A 19,949-nucleotide genomic window follows, 5' to 3' on the forward strand; every position below is an offset into this window, starting at 1 on the left:
AAAGAACGCCTATGCGTTCTCGTATTCTTTAACTCTTCTATAAAAGGTGTTCTTTTTTAATCCGGTTAATTCCATGGCCTTTGTTGCGGTGATCTCTCCGGCTTTCCACTTATCGTATGCAGCTTTAAAAGTACCATCAACCTCAATTTTTTTACGGCCTTTATATTTGCCGTTTTCCTTGGCGATTGCAATTCCTTCGGCCTGTCTTTGTAGAATATTATTTCTTTCTTGCTCAGCCATTGTTGCCAATACCTCAACCAATAAATTATTAATCATATTGATTAACCATTCTTGGCCCTCTTGAATCTCCATCATTGTAGTTGGAATGTCCAAAACCTTCACCCTTACACCTTCATTTTGAAAGTATTCTAGTTCCTCTTTGATCTGCTTTTTATTTCTTCCCAATCTATCCAATGACTTAATGTAAATCGTATCACCCTTTTGGGCCACTTTACGCATTAATTGATATTCTTTTCTTTCAAAGTCTTTCCCGCTTTGTTTATCTTGAAATATGTATCTTTCATCAACATATTTTTTTAACTCCACAAATTGTCGATCTAAGTTTTGATTTTTTGTACTTACACGCATATATCCATATATTCTCATTATTGAAACACCTCACTATTAATTTATACTCTAATTATAACAAGGTGTTTCAAAAGAATCAATGTTTATTGTGCAACGTTTCAAATATATTTTTAGAACTCTATTGCAACTTAAATCATTAATTTTAGTTTGTTTCATAGAACTGTACTCTATTGAAACTTATTAATCTTCTAAAGTTACCTTAATTTCATTTGTTCCGGATATTTCAATTTTGTCCTTAAACATACCCAAATGGCGGCCAAGATTCTCCAAGGCTCTTACCTTATCATGTAATTTAACCTCTATGCCGTTTGGCCCCTGTTTAATAGAAGAAATTGCCGAGATCTTATCATCTGGAATATCTTTGGTCGCTTTTATTTTTACATCTTTATAAGATCCGTGATCTTCAACCTCAACATAATCATCAATATTAGCAAAGCCGATCTTAGCCAATTCATTTAAAACTTTATCTTGGGTTATTTCGGTTCTCTTTTCACGATTTGCCATACGCTTTTCAAGGTACGCGGCTATTAAAGGTTTTTTCAAGTTCTCATTTCCTATTGATCCCGCAGTTTCAACGCTATAACCCGCACGAATGGCGGCTTGAGTGGCGTTTAAGTCAATTAGATACTCATTACAAAATCGTTTCTGTTTTGCGGTTAATTTGGCCATTTTCTCACCCCCTTTACACCCTTTTTTATACCTTTTTCACCCCTAATAGGGTACTTTTTACCCTAAAAAGGACATAAAAAAAAGAAAGTCATAAATCGACTTTCTCCTCTTAACGTCTTTCTCTATGATACTATTATATAACCTTTTTAACCTTAATATATTAGCATGATACAAGATGTTTCTAAGTATTTTCTAATATTGTTCTTGTAAAAACATTATATTTGAGATATCTTTAATTAATTTACTCTTATAACTAGATAAATAACTTTCTTCTAAATTAATATGCTTACTTATATTTTTTAGTTGATTACGTTCTATATAATATTCTTTAATAATATACTTATCTCTTTCATTTAAAGAGTTAAGTACATTATCTACTTTTTCTATTTCAATTTCTTTAAGTCTTATTTTATTTCTAAGTTTTAATATATTTTCATCTCTTTTTATTATCTCATTCTCTACACTGCTATTAAATGCATTCGTTGGTGAAGAGCGTTCCTCATATCCTATTGCTTGTACACCTTGATAATCATTTTCTAGCGCTTCAAGATCTAATACTAGATTTTTTATTTCAATCTTAGTTTTTTTATAATTATATAATATTGCCTCCGTTTTTTTATATAAATTCATGTGATTCACCTCTTTTTTATGTTTATTTGTAACATTTTTTAATGGTATTTGTAACAATAACAATGTAGGAATATCAATGCTTTACGCCTAATTTGTTACAAAAAAAGCGTTACATATTTATATATAATTTCTTTTATATATTATATATTTTTATTTTAAATATATTTTTATATAAAGAAGTTGAAAATATCTGTAACCCTGTAACACACCAGACATAAACCGTTGATATTGCTAGTTTATAAGGTGTTACAGATATTTACGCTTTATTGTAACAAAGTGTATTATAAGATACTGCTGTAACTGTTGCTATTACTATGTTGGAGAGGTATTACAGATAGGTCATTTATCTGTAACAATAGCAGTTTCTTGAATCATCCAATTATAATGACATAAAAAATACCGTAGAATTCATTCTTCTGAATAATACGGTATTTTTCATAAAATTATTTATTTAAAACATATTTATTCATATACTCTTTTACTTCACTATATGAATAAATATTTGTATCGTATATTACATCTTGATAATCAGATTTATCTTGTGCCCAAATTTGTGTTAAGTTAGACTCATCTGCTAAACCATTTTTCTTTAAATAATCATCTAATTCTTCATGAAGTTTTTTTGCCAATGAATAACCACCCATACTATCAACGTCTTTCTTAGTGACTATTCCATTTTCTAAATATGCTTTGATTGTTTTCTCAATCTCACCTTTATCCATACGAACCCTCCTGTTAATATATGTTTTTTGTTCTATATATTTTATATATTAACATTATTTACTTTACATTAATACCGCATTATTCAATTTTCAAAGAACTTATTTTTATATTTTATTTACTGATTATTTCATATTATATTTTCTTATAAACTCTTTTTTGCTTTCCATTAACTCTAATTACAGTATCTGAATTATAACCTTGCTTTTTAACTTCTCTACCAAAAACAGGTTTGGATACACTCTTAAGACCATTTTCACTACACCAGCTTGAATACCTTAAATAAACTTCATTTACTGGTTCATTTTCTATATCATTATCCTCTAAAAATGCTACTACTGGATTATTAATTGCTTCATACTCTTCCCAAACGTCATCACACACTTTTGCGTAAGTGAATGAATGATTGTTAAGTGTTCTATTCAATCCATTGAGTGCTAATTTGAGTAAATATTCTATAGCTTCTGGACTTGTTAGCTTGTCTAGTATAAAAGGATCATAGTCTTTATCACGTTTTGAAAATGTAGCATTAAAAGGAATAAATATTAGTCTTCTTTTAAGTCCTCCTGATAAATCATTTATTCGTGGTAACTCATTAGCACTAAAAATTAATTTAGAGTAATTTTTAAAGTCAAATGGATCTCTTCCCTTTCTCTCTACATTGACTTTTTCTCCTGTAACTAATTTCTTAAAAGTACTATTATCCTCAATATATTTATTAGAAATATCATCACCTATATTTGCAAGCTTCCCCTCAAGCTGAAAGGTCTTAAACCTATGATTAAGCTCTTCTAAGGATACTGAAGCTATATTGTCTTCCCCTAATAATTCATTTAGCACTTCAAGTAGTGTAGATTTTCCATTAGCACCTTGACCAGTAAGTATAAAGGCCTTACCCAATTCATTTCTCCTGAATAACGTGTACCCAATCATTTCTTCTGTTAGCAACCTTAAGTTCTTATCATTACAGCATATTTTATCTAAAGTCTTATCCATAGTTTCGTTATACGCGTTAGGGTTATATGACCATGGAATTTTATTTTTAATTATATAGGTGCTGCTAAATTCTAATAATTTTTTAGATTCTAAGTCAAATATCCCATTACTTAGTGCTATATATTTTGGATTAGACATTTTTGTATTTTGACATATTAACTCTAGATATCTTATAACTTCTGTTCTAATACTGTTGGTAGAGTTGTTTATATATTTAAGCATAACTTTTTCAATTTCTTTCATGTCGCTGCTATAGTAACCATCTTTATACATATGCAATTCATCATTTATTTTTATGATTTTCTCGTTATCTCTCAGATAGGTTGCTAACTTTTCATATTGTAATTTACTTTTTATATAGAAACTCTCTTTCATGAAAGCTTCATCACGTAAGATTGTTTCAATCTCACGCTCATCTAGTGGCTCCTGGAGAATGTATTTATTTATAATCCTTATAGTTTCTCTTATTTCTTCCTTAGTAAAACCATTACTCTGTAAGATTAGAATATAATTAAATAAAGCTTGATTTCTTCCATCACCTTCACTCATGCTCGAGAAGTTAATTTCCCTTTTAGTTAGTGGCCTCAACCATATTGGAAGTATATCTGGAGTATCAGTGGTTTGTAAGAGCTTACGCTTTCTCCCTTTGATTTTAAGAGGTACTACTGCATTTTGAACTCCTAAACCAACATCTATTTTTGATCCTAACGCGGTATAATACCCTTGCTTTCTTTTATCTATGTTTGTGTTAATAAAGTAAAAATGTTTCCCTCTAGATGTCTGAAGTACACTAGTGTTAACATTCATATCTTTAATTATTTCATATAGTGCATCAGCTTGTGATCCATCATCTACATCTATTTGTATTAAATCATCTTGTAATACGCCTCCATAACCTTGTAGGGTTTCAACATCTTTTAAAGAATAAAATTCAGTTCTATTTTTGTAGTCTTCTGTAGGTGTTTTTCCATCTTTACCCCCAGTAGGTATATATCCTTTCCACATTAGTTATCACTCCTTGTAACTATATCTACAATTTCCTAGATCCTCTCCAGTTGGCTCTGGAATGCAACGTTCTTCAAATTCCTTGTATATTTCACAATCATTATTGCATTTATCGCAATTCCTGCAATTATAATAAAATATTAATTCGACTAGTTTGTAATAATCTCTGTTCATTTCATAACAATCATCTAGTTTACTACTTAATTTTTGGTTATACATTTCAACGGCATATCTATCTTCTACATTTATATAAGCGTTCTTAACACTATTCCAAAACGTTTTTATAGCACTATTATTTAATCTTTTAGCCTTACTATTAAAACCTTTAAGCCCCCAAGTTCTAGCTGTTTTAAGTGCCTTATGTTCTTCTTTAGTAAGGTTATTATTATTTAACATTTCGTCAATATTATCTATATATTTTTTAAGGAAAAGGAGCTGTACTCGCTCCTCTTTATTTAAATAATCCTTTAACATATCAATATCCCTCTTTTACTCGATTAATATTAATTTGTCTTTTCTTAAAGTAAGCATCTTCTATTTCCTTAGCACTAAATCCTAATTGATTACCTACACTTAAAAAGAAATGTAATATATCTACATATTCTTCTAAGATAACATCTTTTGAAGATGGACCTTTATTACTCCAGTGTTTAAAGCAACGCGTTTCATTGGCAAGCTCGGACACTTCGACTTGTAATGCTAATAATGTATCAGTAAGGAGTTGCTTAGGCATTAATTGCTTATTTTTCTTTTCTAAAATATACTTATCTAGTTCATTTTGTAATTCATATAACTCGCTTAAATAAATCACTCTTTAACCTCCATTTCTATTACAGTCATTATTGAATAATTCGCAAGATCCTTAAGAGTATCTATAATACTTTCATCTCTAACTTTGGCATCTGATTTAATTAAACTTTTAAATCTTGATAATTTATCTTCTAATCTTATAGCTGACATAACTGGTCCATATTCTTTAAATCCCTTACCAAAGCTATCGCCATAGTCATGGTTTTTAGCTTCATATAATTTATTTAGTTCAACACATATATCAGCATGTTTTTCAATTTTATTCATGTTTTAACATTCCTCCACTTCAATTAAATCAGGCCTTTCTAACTCCATGCTTTCAAATGTCATACTCTTGACATAACTCGTAATCATTACTGTAATAACGCCTATGGCTATTATTCCAGACCACATTAGTACTTCTTTCATTATTTGGACCGCCTTTCCATGTATAAGATTCCACCCAAGTCCTCTATTTTATATGTTTCTAGATGTTTATTAGTAAGTCTTAACTTTTCCTTGAAGCTTTTATACGGCAATACCTTGGCAATTGGTTCACTTCTCTTACTCAATACCATCATCCTTTATATCATTTAATTTTCATATGATAATAGAAAATTATGTTTATGTCGTCTAATATTTGTATTACGTCACATCTTCGATTTGTTCTATTTTATACGATAATACATATCCACATTTATTTAAAATTGCTTCTGCTCCTTTAATAGCCATTTTTTCACTTGTATATTTTTTTGTTCTATCTGTTATTCCACTATCAGTTACAGGAAAGACTTCTCCATCTTTTGTGTAGCACTTCCCAGCATAATAGCCATAACAATTACCATAATCATCAGCATTTCTTTCACTTGATAAATAAATTATAGCCATGTAATTCTCCTTCCTACGCAATATTATCAGATTGTGTTGAAGATATGTCTAAACAATATTCGCGTTGTAACTGCTCCAACACCGTTTCGTACTGGGGTTACATAAGCTTTCAACATAACATCCTCTTCTACATCTCCAAGGCCTACATCTATAACTGTTGCATTTACCTTTACCATATCTTTAGTTATAATATTCTTAGCTCCAGTGCAGCTTATTATTACATCTGCATCTTTTGTATACTGTTCTAAGTTTTCTGTTTTGGAATGACATATAGTAGGGGTAAAATCTCTTTCTAAGAGAGATAAGGCTATCTCTAGGCCTAAATGTCTACCAACTATTACAACTTGTTTCTGTGGCTTTATATGAAGGAAATTTAGTATTTCTTTAACTGCCTCTACAGTACAGTTTTCAAACTTACTTTTCCCAGCAAAGTTGTCCACGTCCTTGTTATAATCCAAATATGCTTTTATTATCAGTTCTTCTGTTGAGGAGAAAGGTCTTATTGGTAATACAGCATCCGACTTAACCTGTACTTCACATAAAATTTTGCTTATATCAACTATGTTTTCTAAATCCATTGTTAAGATATTTACCCCTAACTTCTCTGCTTTCTTTTGGATACTTTTTATATAGGCTTCATTATCAACTCTCTTACCGGACTTAAGTATTGCTAGTATTGGTCTTTCTCCAGACAGAGTTGGTTCTAAGCTATATATTAATGGTTTTAAATCTATATACATCAGTTTTTATTACCTCTCTTTTTTTCACAATATCTTCTCCAGTTCTGTTTTTCTTTATAGTATTTAATTTTACTTCGCTTTGTAAAATCTTAAATTTGACCTATTTTTCTACGTCTGGTTTTCTCCATACCTTTAATTTGTATGTCCTTAATATTTGAGTTTAATAATCTATCTTTGTATTTTTTCTCTTTTATTCTTAAGTTTACGTAATCCATAAACTTATCCTTATTTGTTTTCATTATTACTCTCCTATAAAATCTTTAATTCTTTTCCAAGCCATATTTATATACCATTGTTTATCTAACTTCCTTGGTACTTTTTTATCTCCAATATTAGTATTATCTATAAAGCATTTATCCGGAGTATTAGCTATTTTTTCTTTGGTTCCGCCTTCTGTTTTTACTTTAAATACCCCAGCATCACTCCTGGATTTACTAGCAAATACTCTTAATACCTTCTCAGATAATCTAGTATTACCGTAACAGCCATATAAATATTTACTACTAATCTTAACTACTTTCTGAAACTCTCTTAGGTCATTACAATTATTTATAGTTACCTCTGGGGTAGTTCCATTTATGAAATAATCCATAACTGATTTATTTACTATTAGAAGGTCATAATCTAATTGATCTAACTTTTTAACATAAGCACCTTTGGATTTTACACTTCCATCTTCATGAACCACTATATAATTGTTAACATCCTTTTGTACTACCTTGGTTATAATCTCATGCTCTAAACTCATTCTTGTTCTAATTTCCCATTCCTTGCAGATAGCTTTATAAATTGGAATATCTTTTTTACTATTAAGCTTAAACATTACACCATCTGTATTGCTCTGTATTAACATATATCTATCTTCTAATTTTTCTATTAAATCCAGTAGCATTAGTTGACCATTTATACAAACGTTATTAGCTTGTAGTGGGTCATATAAATTGTTATATTTATCTTTTGAGGCTCCGTAGGTGCTGTTTAAAACAATTTTGTATGGCTGCTGCATTGGATCCTTAGCTTTTTTTAATTCCAACCTCTTATCTCTTATTGCTCTATAAGAATTCTTATCTCTTACATTTCTACTTAAAAAGTCATACTCTATCATAAGTGCTGGATAAAAACTCCCAACGTCTGAGTTGATAAATATACCTTCTTCAATGTATTTATCCCTGGCACCGTGTAACCCACCCCAACCAAATGTGTGTTTAATTCCAGCGACTTCAACTTCTAAAAATGTATTCTTGTAAAACTTCTTTTTTATCTTTTCATCTGAGAACATTTCATTTAATTTAACTTCATCATTTGACAAACTATCTCGAGTTTCCTTATACCAGTTAACTATATGTTGGTACTTAGTAATCTTAAGTGTATCAACTATCGTTATGTTAAACTCATCCTCACGCTCTTTTTTATCAGTTTCCAATATAATAGCTGATAACTGAGCCTTAGTCTTATTGAGGTAACTTAAAGGTAGTTTAAAAGCTTTTATAAGACTCATGTGAGATTCAAACTCTTCAATTCTATTTATAAATACTTCCATAGTCTGCTCTACGTCATGGTTACAATAAAATATAACTTCCTCTAGCTCCTGGGGAGTTAACTTTCTATCTATGTCAAAGCTTACTGTAGTTTCTCTTATGTCATTGCCCATAAATCCTTCTAACTGCTTTAAACCTTTAGTTTTATCTGTCATAATGTCATAGTTATATAGTTGGAGTTTTCTTAAAGCACTACTGAAAGACCACCCACCTTGACTTTTTACAATTATATGATCATTCATTTCTTTAGGATTAAATCCAGCAATTATAGCTTTAAGTATCCATTGGTCATAGCCCCTTGAGTTATAGCCACACCAAATATTATCTTTATTGGCTTCATAAAAATTATCTAATTCTTCTGTATTGTTTACTATGGTGTGTGTTTTTTTTGTGTCAGTATCTTTAATTACCACTAACCAATCGTGTTTAAATACTTCACTCAAAATCATAAAAAATCATGATTTTACGCAACTCCCCTTTCATGTACTTCAATTTCATAACTTTTGTAATTGAAAGTACACCCATGTTTTCTTATTTGGTTATGCAACCATCCTTTTTTAAATCCAAAATATGCCGCACAATCTTTCATGGTTTCAAATATAATTATTTTTTCATTATATTTGACAGTAACTTTTCTAGTTATTTTACATTGATTCTCAACTAATCCTATTTTTATTGCATGTCTTAAATTAAGTTTTTGAGTACACCATTCTAAATTATCAATTTTATTATTTTGTTTATTTCCATCGATATGATTAACGCAATAATAACTATTGGGATTACTTAAGAATGTTTCAGCTACTAATCGGTGAACCATTCTATTTTTACTAATATCATTTTTCCTTAACACTAAAAATTTATATCCTGGATTATTTAATCCTGTTTTTAATATTTTAGATTTTATTAATCTACCATCTACATATGATTTTCTTTCTAAACTTTTAACTCTTCCTAAATTACTGACTTGATATAATCCTTCATGACCTTTAATATGTTTCCATATTTCAATCATTAAATTAGTTATTTCACCCTCCTTTTTTCAAAGAAGGGGAGCTTGTACACTCCCCATCACCCTTAAACTTCAAATACGTCTTTTATTTCATACTCTGAGAAGTTACTATTCTTCTTATTAGCTGTATAACTAAGTTGGTACTCTAAATTTTCATCTATAGATTCAGATATATCCATAAGTAATTCATTGTATTGTTTAAAATTTTCAAACTTAACATCTCCACCACTATCTAGACTCCTCAACATTTCATTGGCCTTGTGTAGCCCAAAACCTGTACTTACAACTTGGTTATAGAATATTAAACTACCTTTACACTCTCCAGATAAAATTTTGAACCAAATGCTTAACATTGGATCACCTTTTTTACTTTCCTTAAGTTCTAACTTTTCAACTTTAACTTCATATTCCCCATGTGGAACTTCTTTAAAATCTCCTCCACCATTTGTAGCAGCTTCCGCAGCATCTTTCTTTAATCCCTCAACATCTATGTTTTTATCAAATTTCTCCCATATATTTGCCATAATTAATTTTCCTCGCTTTCATTTTTTTATAATCTTTACATATATCGCATAAAATATCAGTGTTACATATTACTCTTCATCGGCCTTTCTTCTTCTACGTCTGTGAGTTGGCTTTTCTTCTTCCTTAGGTTCTTCTACCGGTTTATCCTCTTCCTTATTTTCTTCTGATTTATTATCTTCCTTTGTTTCTTCTTTAGATTCATTTACTTCCTCTGAAGCATTATCTTTAGTTTCTTCAGCAGCTGGTTCTTCTGATTTTTTATCTTCAACTGGAGCATCTTCTTTTTTGGATCTTCTTCTAGTTGGTTTTTCTTCTTCCTTATCTACTGCTGAAACTTCTTCTGTCATCTTGCTATATGTCTTAACTCCTTGCTGTGCTTCCTCCAAAGCTTTTATGAACTCTTTCATATCTAGTGGAATTTTTTTAACCTTAAAATTAAATCTACCTCCACCAAATACATTCTCTTTTTTCTCTAGTTGTAAAAATCTATCTTCATCTTTCATGTATGCCCTAACAGTTAAATCAACTGTACCAGCTAGAACATTTGCAACTTTATCATTTATATTTGGGTTTATAGTGGTTAACTTAGCACCATTTTTAAGATTAATTTCTTTAACAACTTCCTTAGAAATATAAATTATTTGATATCCAAGGTTCTTTAATCTCTTAATAGCACTTAAATACTCAGTACGAACCATATCCCATCCTTTACCAAAGCCAGCATCTTGCTCATGTTCTATTCCTAACTTGTCATATGTGTAAAGTCTGCAATGTTCATACATATCTTCCACTAAGTCAATGCAAACTCTTTTAAAGTCATTTTCTTTTTTCTCTAATTCTTCTATAGCTTCAATGAAAAACTCCCATGCAAATTTTTTCTTTTGAATTCTTCCTTCATACCAAACTTTGTCCATAATTCTTATTACTGGACTTGTGGTATTGTCTGTGTTTCCATCAGTATTTAAGAATAGTAAATCGTCATATTGGTCTATAAAAGTTGACTTTCCAACATAGCTATCAGCATATATCCATAAGTCTGGATTAGTGTCTATTTTTCTTTCTCTTCTTTCATTTTTAGGTAATAACATATAATCAATCTCCTTTAAACAATATTCTTCATATTCGCACCAACCGCACAAATTAGTTGGATTCTTTGGGTATTCTGTCGCTTCAGTGATGTCTATTATATTATCTAAGAACTCTACAACCTTATTAGAGTTATAAGGCACTTCTGCTATTTGTATTTCACTAGCTTGTAATTCTGTCATAAGTCTTTTTCTAAATTGATATAAATCTTCTTCTTTCTTTTGTCTTATAGAAATCTTAGGGATAAAGATAAATCCTAACTTTCTAACTTTAAATCCTTGCTGCTCTAAGAAATATTTATAAATGTGTAACTGAGGACTTTCCATGTAATGCTCTATGGCATTTGAGTATTTAAAATCAAATACATCTACTGAACCATCTTGGTTACGTGTTATTAAATCCACAATACCTTTGAATCTTTTAGTGTTAATTAAATACTCTTGCGCATATATATTGATATCAGTTAATAAGTCTTTTATCTTTGGTATTAGGTACTCGAATTTTATAATTTCATTTATGTGTAAATCAGTTAACACATAGTAGTTACTTTTATAAAACTCTAATGCTTCTAATAGGTCTTTCTCTGCTCCGGTGTGTATTGTGTTTCCACATATAAGAGCATTATTTGCATCTTGATTTGGTATTGTTTTTAATCTATCCTGATATCTTAACTTGTACTTATAAGGGCAACCTTTGAAGGATTCTACCTTTGAATGTGAGTATTGCAAATTTTAATCACCATCTTCCTCATTGGTATCTGGACCTTCTTCAAATTCTTCAGCACATCTTTTACTATCTGGAAACATATACATACATTGACTTCCAGATACTTCACAGTAATATCTTCCTTCATCAGCTTCATACTTTGCGCATTTACAACTCATACTCACTTACCCCTCCACATTGAAGTTAACTTCTAACATCTTACGTGAAGCTAAGTAATCAAAACTGACGTTTAAAGTATCATTTATTTGTATAACTTTAATCACCCAAATACCCCCTCACATTTATAAAATGAACTTTAATCTCCTTAGTAAGGTCCTTCATATTTATATTTTTAATTTTTCCTTTATTTACTCCATCAACTGTTTCAACTACATTTTCTTTAACAAGACCTTCCCTTTCAAAGTCAACAAAGTTAGCTTTTCCATTCTTACCTACATACTCATTTACATTTTTACTTTCTAACAAATCAACTAATTCCATCTTTAATGAGTCCAAATCTTCTTTATTTCTTTTTCCTTTTTCTTTTAAGTCCAATATTGAATCTACTAGTTCATCAGCTTTCTCTTGCCATTTTTCTTTATTCATAAGTTTACCCTCCTTAAAATCTCTCTAATGTCCTTTTTAAACTGTTCAAAGTCTTTAGGATATAATATATATCCAAGCCCATTACCCTCTTGTATGAGCCTTATATTGCGTTTCTGTAGCTCACTAGGCTTACCATTAGATGCTTTAACTTCTATTGCAACAAACTTACCATTAACACAAGCGATTATGTCTGGAATACCACTCTTACTATATGGACCACTCCAATTTTTATAAAACCATGTCTTTGGTAGCTCCGATAAAAATTTCTTTATTTCATTTTCAAACTGCTTTTCTGCTGCCATTTATCTCACCTCTAATGCTATATACAAGTTTTTATTAAAAAATTTAAAGTTGATTTCATATTTTCCAATTAACTTTTTGTAAACAAAATCATTTCACATGTACTTTGAAATATTATTCTTTAATACTCCACTTATAACCATTAGCATTTAAAAACTCTTCAAGAGTATTTAAATGAGCTTCAGTACCTTCTATCTCATATACATCAACAAATATTTCTTCATCTTTGGATGGAGCTTGTACTACTGGTTTAATTGCTGTAGTTGCCGCTGTAGTTTTAAGTCCTTCAACATCTTTTTCTATTTGCTCTAATACAGTTTGAATATCTGCATATTCCAACATTTTCACATATGGTAAATCTATTAGAGATAAATTATTTTTAACATTAACATACTCAATCTTAGATTTTATTAAGTCTGTATTAGCTTTAAGAGTAGCCTGTTGAAGTAAGATGTTGTCTGCAGCTTTCATTAACTCTGCTTTAATACTCTTTAATGATGTGGATTTATTAAGGTAACTCTCTTCCAGTGGTAAACTATCAAGTCCTTTCAGCTTGCACATTTCATCTATGAGTTTTTGAATATCTTTAGTTTTCTCTTCTTTTCTCTTAAGCTCAAACTGTTCTGCCTGTTCGCTTATTGGATTTATAACTTCATCAAACTTTTTACTAAGCTCCTTACACTTGTTTTCAAATTCTGTCACTGGAGCAGTTAGCTCTTTCTTAGTTTTCTTTCTAAATTCATCTAAAGATTTTTGACCTTTTCTAAGCTCTGCAATAACTTTTTTCCCATCTGCTACAGTGTCTTCAGTAATAATTATTCCAGTGTATTGCTTAAGCACTTCATCTAAATGCTTTGATATTTCATCATAATTAAAATTCACTTCTGCTGGAGTTGTCTTTATAACTTTTAATTCCATTTATATTTCCTCCATTTCTAATATGCTTAGTATTTCATCTGACTTACCATTTAAAATACTAATTGCTTGTCTATCCGTAAGGTTAAATTTGTCTCTTAACTCCCTACCTAGTTCTTTGAAATCCTTAGCTTTAAATCCATTAGCTCGTACAACATTCATCCTGTCTTGGTATTCCCTAACGTCTTTAAGTGTTAATTTAAGCATTCATTAACCCTCCAACTCTTCAAATAATTTATCTGTATAATCTTTTCTCTGTTTCAATGTCTCCAGTATGTCCTCTTCCAAACTGTCTTTAGTTATTAAGTACCAATACATGCAAGTTCTAGTTTGTCCAATTCTATGAGTTCTTTTTTTGCTTTGCTCAAATAATTCACTAGCAAGTGGTAAACTGTAATAAATAATCTTATTACTAAGTTGCAAGTTAAGTCCCATGGCTCCAGCTTGGTACTGTACTAACACAACTGTGTTGTCTTTAGATTTATAGCTTTCTAAGTCTTTACTATCTCCATTAACTATTGATACTGGTTTTTCTAACCTCTCACATAAGCTCTTTATTTGCTCCATTTCGGATGTAAAGTTATAGAATATTATCACTCTATCCTCCGTACTCTCTAGGAGCTCTTTAAGCTTGTCTAGTTTATATAGATTATATTGACTAGCTAACTGTCTGAGATATAACATCTTAGTCAGTGAGGTATCCCCAACTAACTCCATATCGTTAATAGTGATGACTCTATCTTTCTTAAACTTCTTATACTCTTTAGTGTTATCAATCATAATTGGTATTTCTACTTGCTCTGGAAGGTCAAACACTTCCTCAGTTTTCATAAATATTGCTCCATGATCTTTTAGCTTTTGTTTAAGTCTATCTACATTTTTATATCCATTAACTTTAGGTACTTTAAAACCACCTATATCTATTGATATAGAATTAATGAACTGCTGCCAGTAAAGCTTTTTACTTATCTTCCAACCTAATAGTGTTATTTGTGAATGTAACTCTTCATACTTTCCACCAGTAGGAGTACCAGACAGAAGTATCACATTACTTGGATTAAGTTTAAGTATGAATTTAGTTCTATTACTGGTGCTGTTTTTTATAAGTGAACTTTCATCTAGCATCAAGGTAACATCTTTTAAATAAGTTAACTCTGGTCTTCTCCAGACTAAGTCATAGTTTATTATTACAACCGACTTATCTGGTATAGTTCTTGTTTTAGTGTATATAAATGTGCTATACTCTGGGTAATAAGTTTTAAAGTGCTCATACCAGTCTTGTAATTTTGATTTTTGGCAGATTATCAAATTTACATTGGTATTGAGCTCTTTTAATTTTTCACTTCCTACGAAGGTCTTACCAAGACCTATTCCGCATATCCAAGTAATAAGCTACCCTATTAAAATCTTTAGTTTGATTTAACGCTTGTTCCTGATGCGGGTAAAGTGTTACTTGTGACATATGGCATCACCTACCTTTCTAAGCACATCTTTTAAGTGCTGCACTGCATCTTTCTGCTATAGTTAGTAACTCTTCTAAGCTTGTACATTTTTTAAAACCAATTTTATTGAACTTAATGTCCTGGATTACTGTTTCTGATAATTCTTTCGTTAAAATTACACCTCTTTCTGCTAATAATTTTTTAATCATTTATATTCCCTCCCAAAATTTATTTATAAGACATTATTTATTAGTGTCTATCCTATAAATTAATAACTGGTGCTAAACTAGCTAATGCTTGACTTAATATACCTTTAAGCTTCTCATTTTCTTGTTCAAGCACTTCAATCTCTCTTTCAAACTTTTTTCTTTCCAAGGGACTAAATCTTTCTAACTTGGTTCCTTCCAGCTCTGCTATATGTTGAGGATTAAATCGTATGGAGGGTATACCTGGAACTGGAGTTATTATTCCCTCTTTTCTATAACTTTCTATAGCTTTAACACTAACTTGCCACCTTTTAGCTAAATCTTGTTGTGTAAGAAGATTATTCATTATTTGCCCTCCTTATCGGGATAAAATACTTCTGGAACAGTTTGTTCAAGTGCAGTTGCTATTTTTTCCATAGCGTCTTTTGTTGGATTGGTCTTATTACCATTCTCTAGGTTACTAATATAACTTGGAGTTAATCCAGTCATATCCGATAAGTCATACACGCTTAAATCTTTTATTTTTCTAAATTCTTTAATTTTATTCAATTATTTTTCCACCCCCTTCGTGTTCTGTGAGTATATAGTATCATATACTGTCGGCATACATCAAATATCTGTATTCCTTGAGAACACGGTTAGAGAAATTTATCATGTTCTGTCAGCATTTTTCTTGATTTTTCTTCAATTTACTATTGACTTTATGTGCTAAGAGAATATATTATATTCTTAGAGGATATAATATTAATAATATTTATTAATTAAGGAGTGATTATCATGTTCGGTGAGAACATAAAGAGAATTAGAGAACTAAAAGGATTAGGGGTTAATGAGTTAAGTAGATTAAGTGGTGTGAATGCTAGTTATATAAGTGCTATGGAGCGTGGAGAAAAAGAAAATCCAACTATAGTAACTTTAAAAAAGTTAGCAGACGCATTGGAAGTTACTGTAGATGAATTAATGAGATCTGAACCAATAACTGAAGAAAAATTAAGAAAATGGGATAAGAAGTATAGCAGTAGAGATTTATCTGAAAAAGCAAACTATATTGAATTAGGAAAAGCCATTGAGGAATGTAGAAAATATAAAGAGTATTCTATTACTAATTTAGTATCACGAATTGCTCAAGATGATAATAAAAGGAAAAAAATCGAAAAAATAATCTATGACCTAGAGCATTATAATTGGACAAAAGAAAAATTGTCTAAGCCAGATCTTATAGAGTTATTATCCAAAATAGCAACTGAAACAAACACCTCATACCCTGCAACATTTGAAAAATATGTTGATGAAATATATGCAGATGTTGAAAAATCAAACCAACTTAAAGAAGAATCAGAGCTTTATACTACTGGAGAATTTACTACTCCTGAAGCAGCTATGCAATTTATACTAAAGCAACCTGCTGTCATGGGATTCGGTGGATTTGATATAAAAAAGATGAGCGACGATGAAATAGTTGAGTTTGCAAATGAATTACTAAACCAACTTAAATTAATAAGTTACAAGTATAAAAAATAAACATAAAAGGGTGATTGGGATGTATTTATGGATAGACAATACAATTTCAGGTTTACAGGACATCTATAATACAAATGATATTTATGATTTATATGGTTATTTAGAAATTGATATAATGGAATTGGATTCAAGCAATATTCTACTTAGAAAAAATGAAGCCTGTTATAACAGAGATTATTTTGGAAATGAAATTGTCTTTATTAGAAATGATTTAAACCAGCAATATAAAAAATTTGTTTTAGCGCATGAGTTAGGGCATTCATTATTGCACACTCATATTTATGAAGCTGCTTTTAATAAGGATTTATTGAATATTGGTAAATTAGAGCGCCAAGCTAATTATTTTGCTTTTAAATTACTAAATATAGACTTAGATCCAATACAGTTTGAAGGTTTTACTATAGAACAAATTGCTAGCTCTTTATATATACCAAAATCTTATTTTAATGTTACAAATAAGGTATAAGTAATACCAACACTTTGGAACTATTTTGTTACAGAGTGTGACAAATGGACTAAAACATCTGTAACACCTTCTACACGTTGATACAACTAATTCAATTTACGTTTGTTACAGAGTTACAAATAAAATAGTTTTCTTTATATATAAATAAAATTAAAAATAAAAATATGTAATATATAAAAGAATTTTATTATATATTGTAACACTTTTATTTGTAACAGAATCACTATAAGTATTGGTATTACTGAATTTTATATTTCAAGAACTGTTACAAATAGTGTTACATATATGATAAAGAGAGGTAATAAAAATCCAAAGGAAGTATAGGAAAGTATCATAAATTGAACTGTCACGACAACACCTAGTGAAAGGAAGTGAAATTATGGATTATAACGTTACTTGGAGAAAAAAAGATAAAGGTTGGCAGTGCATTATTTCTTATAAGGATTCAACTGGTAAGTGGAAACAAAAGTCAAAACAAGGATTTAAAACCCAAAAAGATGGAAAACCTTATATTGATAAAACAGTAAAAGAATTAGAGTCTACTGTTAAAAATAATATAAATATAAATGATAACGAAAAAACTTTTGAAGAAGTTACTAAAATGTATTTGGAACATAGCATCTTATATAAAGAATATAACACTGTTGAATCTTATAAAAATACTTTTTCCAAGTTTTCTAATTTAAATGATGAAAAAATCAAAGATATAAAAAAATATGATGTACAAAAAGTGGTTGATTGTTTTATAAAAGAAGGACTTAAATTTTCAACAATAGAAACATATTTAAGACGACTAAATGTGTTTTTTAAATATGTGAGAGATGATTTAAATCTAATTGTTGAATTACCTACTACAAACATAAAGATTCCTAAAGATAAAGATAAAGTTGATAAAAAAGCTCTTAATAAAAAAGATTTAAAAATACTGTTAAGAAGCCTAAAAGGCAGTAAATTTTATATAGTTGCTTTTATAGCCGCTAATACTGGTATGAGACTAGGAGAGATTTTAGGGCTTACCTGGAGTGATTTAGATGAAATTAATTTGACTTTAGATGTTAATAAGCAATGGAAAATATCTAAGGAGAATAAAAAATCTAGTTTTGGAGATTTAAAAGGTAAAAATTCTTATCGAATAATCCCAATATCAAATAACACATTAAAAGAGCTTAAAAATTATAGAAAAAATTATCCAACTGATATTTATAATAGGATTGCACCTTTTAATGTAGCAAGTATTGATAAATATCTAAATCCTAAATTAAGAGAACTTGCTGGAATATCCATACACGAGTTAAGGCATACTTATGCAACAACTCTGATATCTAATGGAGTAGATTTTAAAACAGCTGCTAAATTGCTTGGTCATGATGTTAAACAAACAATGAAAACTTATAGTCACGTTAATGATGATATGATGAAAAAGGCAACTAGCATCATTGAAAATGTTTTTTAAATAATTTTTAAAAATTATTTTTGACGAAGTTTTTGACGAAATCTCATGAACTATTGATGTTATTAGCTTATATAAAATAATCTGCATATTGTCTTAATATGCTTTTTAGTCCTGTTGTAAAAGTAAGTCCTGTTTTATTATTTACATTTATTTGATTTATATCTTTTACATTATACTCTACAGGATCCTCTATAGTAATTATATTTTTGTGTTGCTTATCTATCTCGTTTATCATTGAATATAGAGTTGTAGTTTTTCCACTACCTGTAGGCCCTGTAACAAGTACCATTCCATAAGGAATATTTAGAAAACTCCTTATTAGTTGTATACCCTTATTATCAAATCCCAGCTTTGAAAGAGATATATTTTCACTATCTTTATAGAGAATCCTTAAAGCCAATTTTTCTCCATAGATTGTCGGCATACTTGATACTCTTATATCATAAGTTTTAGAATTTGCTTTATACTCAAATTTCCCATCTTGAGGTATTCTCTTTTCTGTAATATCTAAATTACTTAATATCTTTATTCTTATTGTAACTTGATTAAATATGTTCTTTGGTATCTCCTGTACCCTATATAAAACTCCATCTATCCTAAATCTTATAGCTACATTATGGTCATTAGGTTCTAAATGTATGTCACTTGATTTTTTAAGTATAGCTTCAGTTATAATATAGTTTAGAATTTTTATAATTGGTGAGTTTAAACTTTCCTTTTTAATAAGTTGATTTTTACTCTCTTCTGCTTCGTTTAATTTATATACTGCCTCTTGTGCTTCTTTTTCTTCATAATTTTTATATATTAAATTTAAAATCTTTTCTCTATCCCCTTTAAATGCTTCTATTTTCTTTTTAGAAATAAATTTTAGTTCTTCTATTGCATAAGCATTCAAATCCTCTGCCGAAATCAACTGTAGCTTATCTTGAGCAATTTTAAAGGGTAATATTGAATATCTACGGGAAATATCCATAGGTATAAGTTTAAGTGCCTCACTACTTATTTTAAGCGCATCTACATCTATATACCTTAATTCCAAATCATCCACCACCTTTCCTTTATTATCCATTTAAGATACTATCCATTATTTTAAGAAATAATCATATGAAACAAAAAAAGTGACTCATTTATACAATTCTTTGAAAAATTATA

At 29.6% G+C, this 19,949-nt stretch carries 30 protein-coding genes; 3 read left to right on the top strand and 27 right to left on the bottom strand.

The genetic code is table 11. The features are described 5' to 3' along the window. Nucleotides 1–9: 9 nt before the first annotated feature. The 26 genes from JOC70_RS03835 to JOC70_RS03960 all read right to left on the bottom strand — a co-directional run bounded on the left by JOC70_RS03835 (nt 10) and on the right by JOC70_RS03960 (nt 15,906). Nucleotides 10–606, bottom strand: a complete 597-nt coding sequence (locus tag JOC70_RS03835; RefSeq protein WP_204597558.1) for a recombinase family protein — start codon at nt 604–606, stop codon at nt 10–12. Between the two features lie 162 nt (nt 607–768). Further along, entirely contained in the window at nt 769–1,257 is a 489-nt protein-coding gene (locus JOC70_RS03840) for a terminase small subunit (protein WP_204597559.1), read from the bottom strand. Nucleotides 1,258–1,449: 192 nt separating this feature from the next. Next, entirely contained in the window at nt 1,450–1,887 is a 438-nt protein-coding gene (locus tag JOC70_RS03845; RefSeq protein WP_204597560.1) for a hypothetical protein, read from the bottom strand. Between the two features lie 443 nt (nt 1,888–2,330). Next, nucleotides 2,331–2,609: a hypothetical protein gene (locus JOC70_RS03850; protein ID WP_204597561.1), complete on the bottom strand. Its 279-nt coding sequence runs from the start codon at nt 2,607–2,609 to the stop codon at nt 2,331–2,333. 133 nt (nt 2,610–2,742) lie between these two features. Further along, the gene (locus JOC70_RS03855; protein ID WP_204597562.1) at nt 2,743–4,608 is read right to left on the bottom strand and encodes a phage/plasmid primase, P4 family; all 1,866 of its coding nucleotides are present in this window, start codon (nt 4,606–4,608) and stop codon (nt 2,743–2,745) included. A gap of 6 nt (nt 4,609–4,614) precedes the next feature. Continuing rightward, nucleotides 4,615–5,082, bottom strand: a complete 468-nt coding sequence (locus tag JOC70_RS03860; protein WP_204597563.1) for a DUF5651 domain-containing protein — start codon at nt 5,080–5,082, stop codon at nt 4,615–4,617. 1 nt (nt 5,083) lies between these two features. Continuing rightward, nucleotides 5,084–5,416: a dUTP diphosphatase gene (locus JOC70_RS03865; protein ID WP_204597826.1), complete on the bottom strand. Its 333-nt coding sequence runs from the start codon at nt 5,414–5,416 to the stop codon at nt 5,084–5,086. Beyond that, nucleotides 5,416–5,685: a nucleotide modification associated domain-containing protein gene (locus tag JOC70_RS03870; protein WP_204597564.1), complete on the bottom strand. Its 270-nt coding sequence runs from the start codon at nt 5,683–5,685 to the stop codon at nt 5,416–5,418. The genes JOC70_RS03865 and JOC70_RS03870 overlap by 1 nt, the downstream gene beginning before the upstream one ends. Nucleotides 5,686–5,688: 3 nt before the next feature. After that, complete coding sequence (locus tag JOC70_RS03875) at nt 5,689–5,826, bottom strand: hypothetical protein (RefSeq protein WP_204597565.1); 138 nt, start codon at nt 5,824–5,826, stop codon at nt 5,689–5,691. Next, the gene (locus JOC70_RS03880) at nt 5,826–5,969 is read right to left on the bottom strand and encodes a flavoprotein (RefSeq protein ID WP_243429023.1); all 144 of its coding nucleotides are present in this window, start codon (nt 5,967–5,969) and stop codon (nt 5,826–5,828) included. Before JOC70_RS03880 ends, JOC70_RS03875 begins: the two co-directional genes overlap by 1 nt. A 73-nt stretch (nt 5,970–6,042) precedes the next feature. Next, entirely contained in the window at nt 6,043–6,285 is a 243-nt protein-coding gene (locus JOC70_RS03885) for a hypothetical protein (protein WP_204597566.1), read from the bottom strand. Nucleotides 6,286–6,311: 26 nt separating this feature from the next. Further along, entirely contained in the window at nt 6,312–7,025 is a 714-nt protein-coding gene (locus tag JOC70_RS03890; protein WP_204597567.1) for a bifunctional 5,10-methylenetetrahydrofolate dehydrogenase/5,10-methenyltetrahydrofolate cyclohydrolase, read from the bottom strand. 89 nt (nt 7,026–7,114) lie between these two features. Then, entirely contained in the window at nt 7,115–7,264 is a 150-nt protein-coding gene (locus tag JOC70_RS03895; RefSeq protein ID WP_204597568.1) for a hypothetical protein, read from the bottom strand. 2 nt (nt 7,265–7,266) lie between these two features. Further along, a complete protein-coding gene (locus JOC70_RS03900; RefSeq protein WP_423880662.1) occupies nt 7,267–9,006 on the bottom strand; it encodes a hypothetical protein in 1,740 nt (579 codons plus the stop codon). 20 nt (nt 9,007–9,026) lie between these two features. Beyond that, the gene (locus tag JOC70_RS03905) at nt 9,027–9,575 is read right to left on the bottom strand and encodes an NUMOD4 domain-containing protein (protein WP_204597570.1); all 549 of its coding nucleotides are present in this window, start codon (nt 9,573–9,575) and stop codon (nt 9,027–9,029) included. Between the two features lie 62 nt (nt 9,576–9,637). Beyond that, on the bottom strand, nt 9,638–10,096 hold the full coding sequence (locus tag JOC70_RS03910) for a DUF669 domain-containing protein (RefSeq protein WP_204597571.1): 459 nt from the start codon (nt 10,094–10,096) through the stop codon (nt 9,638–9,640). Between the two features lie 69 nt (nt 10,097–10,165). Then, on the bottom strand, nt 10,166–11,911 hold the full coding sequence (locus JOC70_RS03915; RefSeq protein WP_204597572.1) for an AAA family ATPase: 1,746 nt from the start codon (nt 11,909–11,911) through the stop codon (nt 10,166–10,168). A 3-nt stretch (nt 11,912–11,914) separates the two neighbouring features. Continuing rightward, nucleotides 11,915–12,067: a hypothetical protein gene (locus JOC70_RS03920; protein WP_204597573.1), complete on the bottom strand. Its 153-nt coding sequence runs from the start codon at nt 12,065–12,067 to the stop codon at nt 11,915–11,917. A 97-nt stretch (nt 12,068–12,164) separates the two neighbouring features. After that, nucleotides 12,165–12,494 (bottom strand): hypothetical protein, encoded by a 330-nt coding sequence (locus JOC70_RS03925; protein WP_204597574.1) that lies wholly within the window; start codon nt 12,492–12,494, stop codon nt 12,165–12,167. Further along, entirely contained in the window at nt 12,491–12,796 is a 306-nt protein-coding gene (locus JOC70_RS03930; RefSeq protein ID WP_204597575.1) for a VRR-NUC domain-containing protein, read from the bottom strand. Before JOC70_RS03930 ends, JOC70_RS03925 begins: the two co-directional genes overlap by 4 nt. 112 nt (nt 12,797–12,908) lie before the next feature. Beyond that, nucleotides 12,909–13,712 (bottom strand): DUF1351 domain-containing protein, encoded by an 804-nt coding sequence (locus JOC70_RS03935; protein ID WP_204597576.1) that lies wholly within the window; start codon nt 13,710–13,712, stop codon nt 12,909–12,911. Further along, nucleotides 13,713–13,916 (bottom strand): hypothetical protein, encoded by a 204-nt coding sequence (locus JOC70_RS03940; RefSeq protein ID WP_204597577.1) that lies wholly within the window; start codon nt 13,914–13,916, stop codon nt 13,713–13,715. Between the two features lie 3 nt (nt 13,917–13,919). Then, complete coding sequence (locus JOC70_RS03945) at nt 13,920–15,017, bottom strand: SNF2-related protein (protein ID WP_204597578.1); 1,098 nt, start codon at nt 15,015–15,017, stop codon at nt 13,920–13,922. A gap of 172 nt (nt 15,018–15,189) precedes the next feature. Further along, nucleotides 15,190–15,360 (bottom strand): hypothetical protein, encoded by a 171-nt coding sequence (locus tag JOC70_RS03950; protein WP_204597579.1) that lies wholly within the window; start codon nt 15,358–15,360, stop codon nt 15,190–15,192. Nucleotides 15,361–15,412: 52 nt separating this feature from the next. Continuing rightward, nucleotides 15,413–15,706 carry a histidine kinase gene (locus JOC70_RS03955; protein ID WP_423880667.1) on the bottom strand — a complete coding sequence of 98 codons (294 nt, stop codon included), beginning with the start codon at nt 15,704–15,706 and terminating at the stop codon, nt 15,413–15,415. Further along, a complete protein-coding gene (locus tag JOC70_RS03960; protein ID WP_204597581.1) occupies nt 15,703–15,906 on the bottom strand; it encodes a helix-turn-helix transcriptional regulator in 204 nt (67 codons plus the stop codon). The genes JOC70_RS03955 and JOC70_RS03960 overlap by 4 nt, the downstream gene beginning before the upstream one ends. Before the next feature lie 228 nt (nt 15,907–16,134). On the opposite strand from JOC70_RS03960, the gene JOC70_RS19150 reads away from it, so the two are divergent. The 3 genes from JOC70_RS19150 to JOC70_RS03980 all read left to right on the top strand — a co-directional run bounded on the left by JOC70_RS19150 (nt 16,135) and on the right by JOC70_RS03980 (nt 18,797). Beyond that, nucleotides 16,135–16,878 (top strand): helix-turn-helix domain-containing protein, encoded by a 744-nt coding sequence (locus JOC70_RS19150; RefSeq protein WP_243429024.1) that lies wholly within the window; start codon nt 16,135–16,137, stop codon nt 16,876–16,878. Nucleotides 16,879–16,897: 19 nt separating this feature from the next. Then, entirely contained in the window at nt 16,898–17,344 is a 447-nt protein-coding gene (locus JOC70_RS03975) for an ImmA/IrrE family metallo-endopeptidase (RefSeq protein WP_204597582.1), read from the top strand. 379 nt (nt 17,345–17,723) lie between these two features. After that, nucleotides 17,724–18,797: a site-specific integrase gene (locus JOC70_RS03980; RefSeq protein ID WP_204597583.1), complete on the top strand. Its 1,074-nt coding sequence runs from the start codon at nt 17,724–17,726 to the stop codon at nt 18,795–18,797. 67 nt (nt 18,798–18,864) lie between these two features. Here the strand turns inward: JOC70_RS03980 and JOC70_RS03985 are convergent, their stop codons facing one another. Next, nucleotides 18,865–19,866, bottom strand: a complete 1,002-nt coding sequence (locus JOC70_RS03985) for a GspE/PulE family protein (protein ID WP_204597584.1) — start codon at nt 19,864–19,866, stop codon at nt 18,865–18,867. Nucleotides 19,867–19,949 lie beyond the last annotated feature (83 nt).

The organism is Clostridium pascui (genome assembly GCF_016908015.1).
In the GTDB taxonomy this organism is placed as follows: Bacteria; Bacillota; Clostridia; order Clostridiales; family Clostridiaceae; genus Clostridium_AK; species Clostridium_AK pascui.

What these genes read in the sequence shown, in the direction of transcription:
- JOC70_RS03875 (WP_204597565.1), bottom strand. Translation starts at nt 5,826, where the DNA reads ATGAAAGAAGTACTAATGTGGTCTGGAATAATAGCCATAGGCGTTATT.
- JOC70_RS19150 (WP_243429024.1), top strand. Translation starts at nt 16,135, where the DNA reads ATGTTCGGTGAGAACATAAAGAGAATTAGAGAACTAAAAGGATTAGGG.
- JOC70_RS03940 (WP_204597577.1), bottom strand. Translation starts at nt 13,916, where the DNA reads ATGCTTAAATTAACACTTAAAGACGTTAGGGAATACCAAGACAGGATG.
- JOC70_RS03885 (WP_204597566.1), bottom strand. Translation starts at nt 6,285, where the DNA reads ATGGCTATAATTTATTTATCAAGTGAAAGAAATGCTGATGATTATGGT.
- JOC70_RS03925 (WP_204597574.1), bottom strand. Translation starts at nt 12,494, where the DNA reads ATGAATAAAGAAAAATGGCAAGAGAAAGCTGATGAACTAGTAGATTCA.
- JOC70_RS03860 (WP_204597563.1), bottom strand. Translation starts at nt 5,082, where the DNA reads ATGTTAAAGGATTATTTAAATAAAGAGGAGCGAGTACAGCTCCTTTTC.
- JOC70_RS03850 (WP_204597561.1), bottom strand. Translation starts at nt 2,609, where the DNA reads ATGGATAAAGGTGAGATTGAGAAAACAATCAAAGCATATTTAGAAAAT.
- JOC70_RS03845 (WP_204597560.1), bottom strand. Translation starts at nt 1,887, where the DNA reads ATGAATTTATATAAAAAAACGGAGGCAATATTATATAATTATAAAAAA.
- JOC70_RS03910 (WP_204597571.1), bottom strand. Translation starts at nt 10,096, where the DNA reads ATGGCAAATATATGGGAGAAATTTGATAAAAACATAGATGTTGAGGGA.
- JOC70_RS03855 (WP_204597562.1), bottom strand. Translation starts at nt 4,608, where the DNA reads ATGTGGAAAGGATATATACCTACTGGGGGTAAAGATGGAAAAACACCT.
- JOC70_RS03975 (WP_204597582.1), top strand. Translation starts at nt 16,898, where the DNA reads ATGTATTTATGGATAGACAATACAATTTCAGGTTTACAGGACATCTAT.
- JOC70_RS03890 (WP_204597567.1), bottom strand. Translation starts at nt 7,025, where the DNA reads ATGTATATAGATTTAAAACCATTAATATATAGCTTAGAACCAACTCTG.
- JOC70_RS03895 (WP_204597568.1), bottom strand. Translation starts at nt 7,264, where the DNA reads ATGAAAACAAATAAGGATAAGTTTATGGATTACGTAAACTTAAGAATA.
- JOC70_RS03920 (WP_204597573.1), bottom strand. Translation starts at nt 12,067, where the DNA reads ATGAGTTGTAAATGCGCAAAGTATGAAGCTGATGAAGGAAGATATTAC.
- JOC70_RS03835 (WP_204597558.1), bottom strand. Translation starts at nt 606, where the DNA reads ATGAGAATATATGGATATATGCGTGTAAGTACAAAAAATCAAAACTTA.
- JOC70_RS03935 (WP_204597576.1), bottom strand. Translation starts at nt 13,712, where the DNA reads ATGGAATTAAAAGTTATAAAGACAACTCCAGCAGAAGTGAATTTTAAT.
- JOC70_RS03950 (WP_204597579.1), bottom strand. Translation starts at nt 15,360, where the DNA reads ATGATTAAAAAATTATTAGCAGAAAGAGGTGTAATTTTAACGAAAGAA.
- JOC70_RS03840 (WP_204597559.1), bottom strand. Translation starts at nt 1,257, where the DNA reads ATGGCCAAATTAACCGCAAAACAGAAACGATTTTGTAATGAGTATCTA.
- JOC70_RS03980 (WP_204597583.1), top strand. Translation starts at nt 17,724, where the DNA reads ATGGATTATAACGTTACTTGGAGAAAAAAAGATAAAGGTTGGCAGTGC.
- JOC70_RS03905 (WP_204597570.1), bottom strand. Translation starts at nt 9,575, where the DNA reads ATGATTGAAATATGGAAACATATTAAAGGTCATGAAGGATTATATCAA.
- JOC70_RS03985 (WP_204597584.1), bottom strand. Translation starts at nt 19,866, where the DNA reads ATGGATAATAAAGGAAAGGTGGTGGATGATTTGGAATTAAGGTATATA.
- JOC70_RS03870 (WP_204597564.1), bottom strand. Translation starts at nt 5,685, where the DNA reads ATGAATAAAATTGAAAAACATGCTGATATATGTGTTGAACTAAATAAA.
- JOC70_RS03930 (WP_204597575.1), bottom strand. Translation starts at nt 12,796, where the DNA reads ATGGCAGCAGAAAAGCAGTTTGAAAATGAAATAAAGAAATTTTTATCG.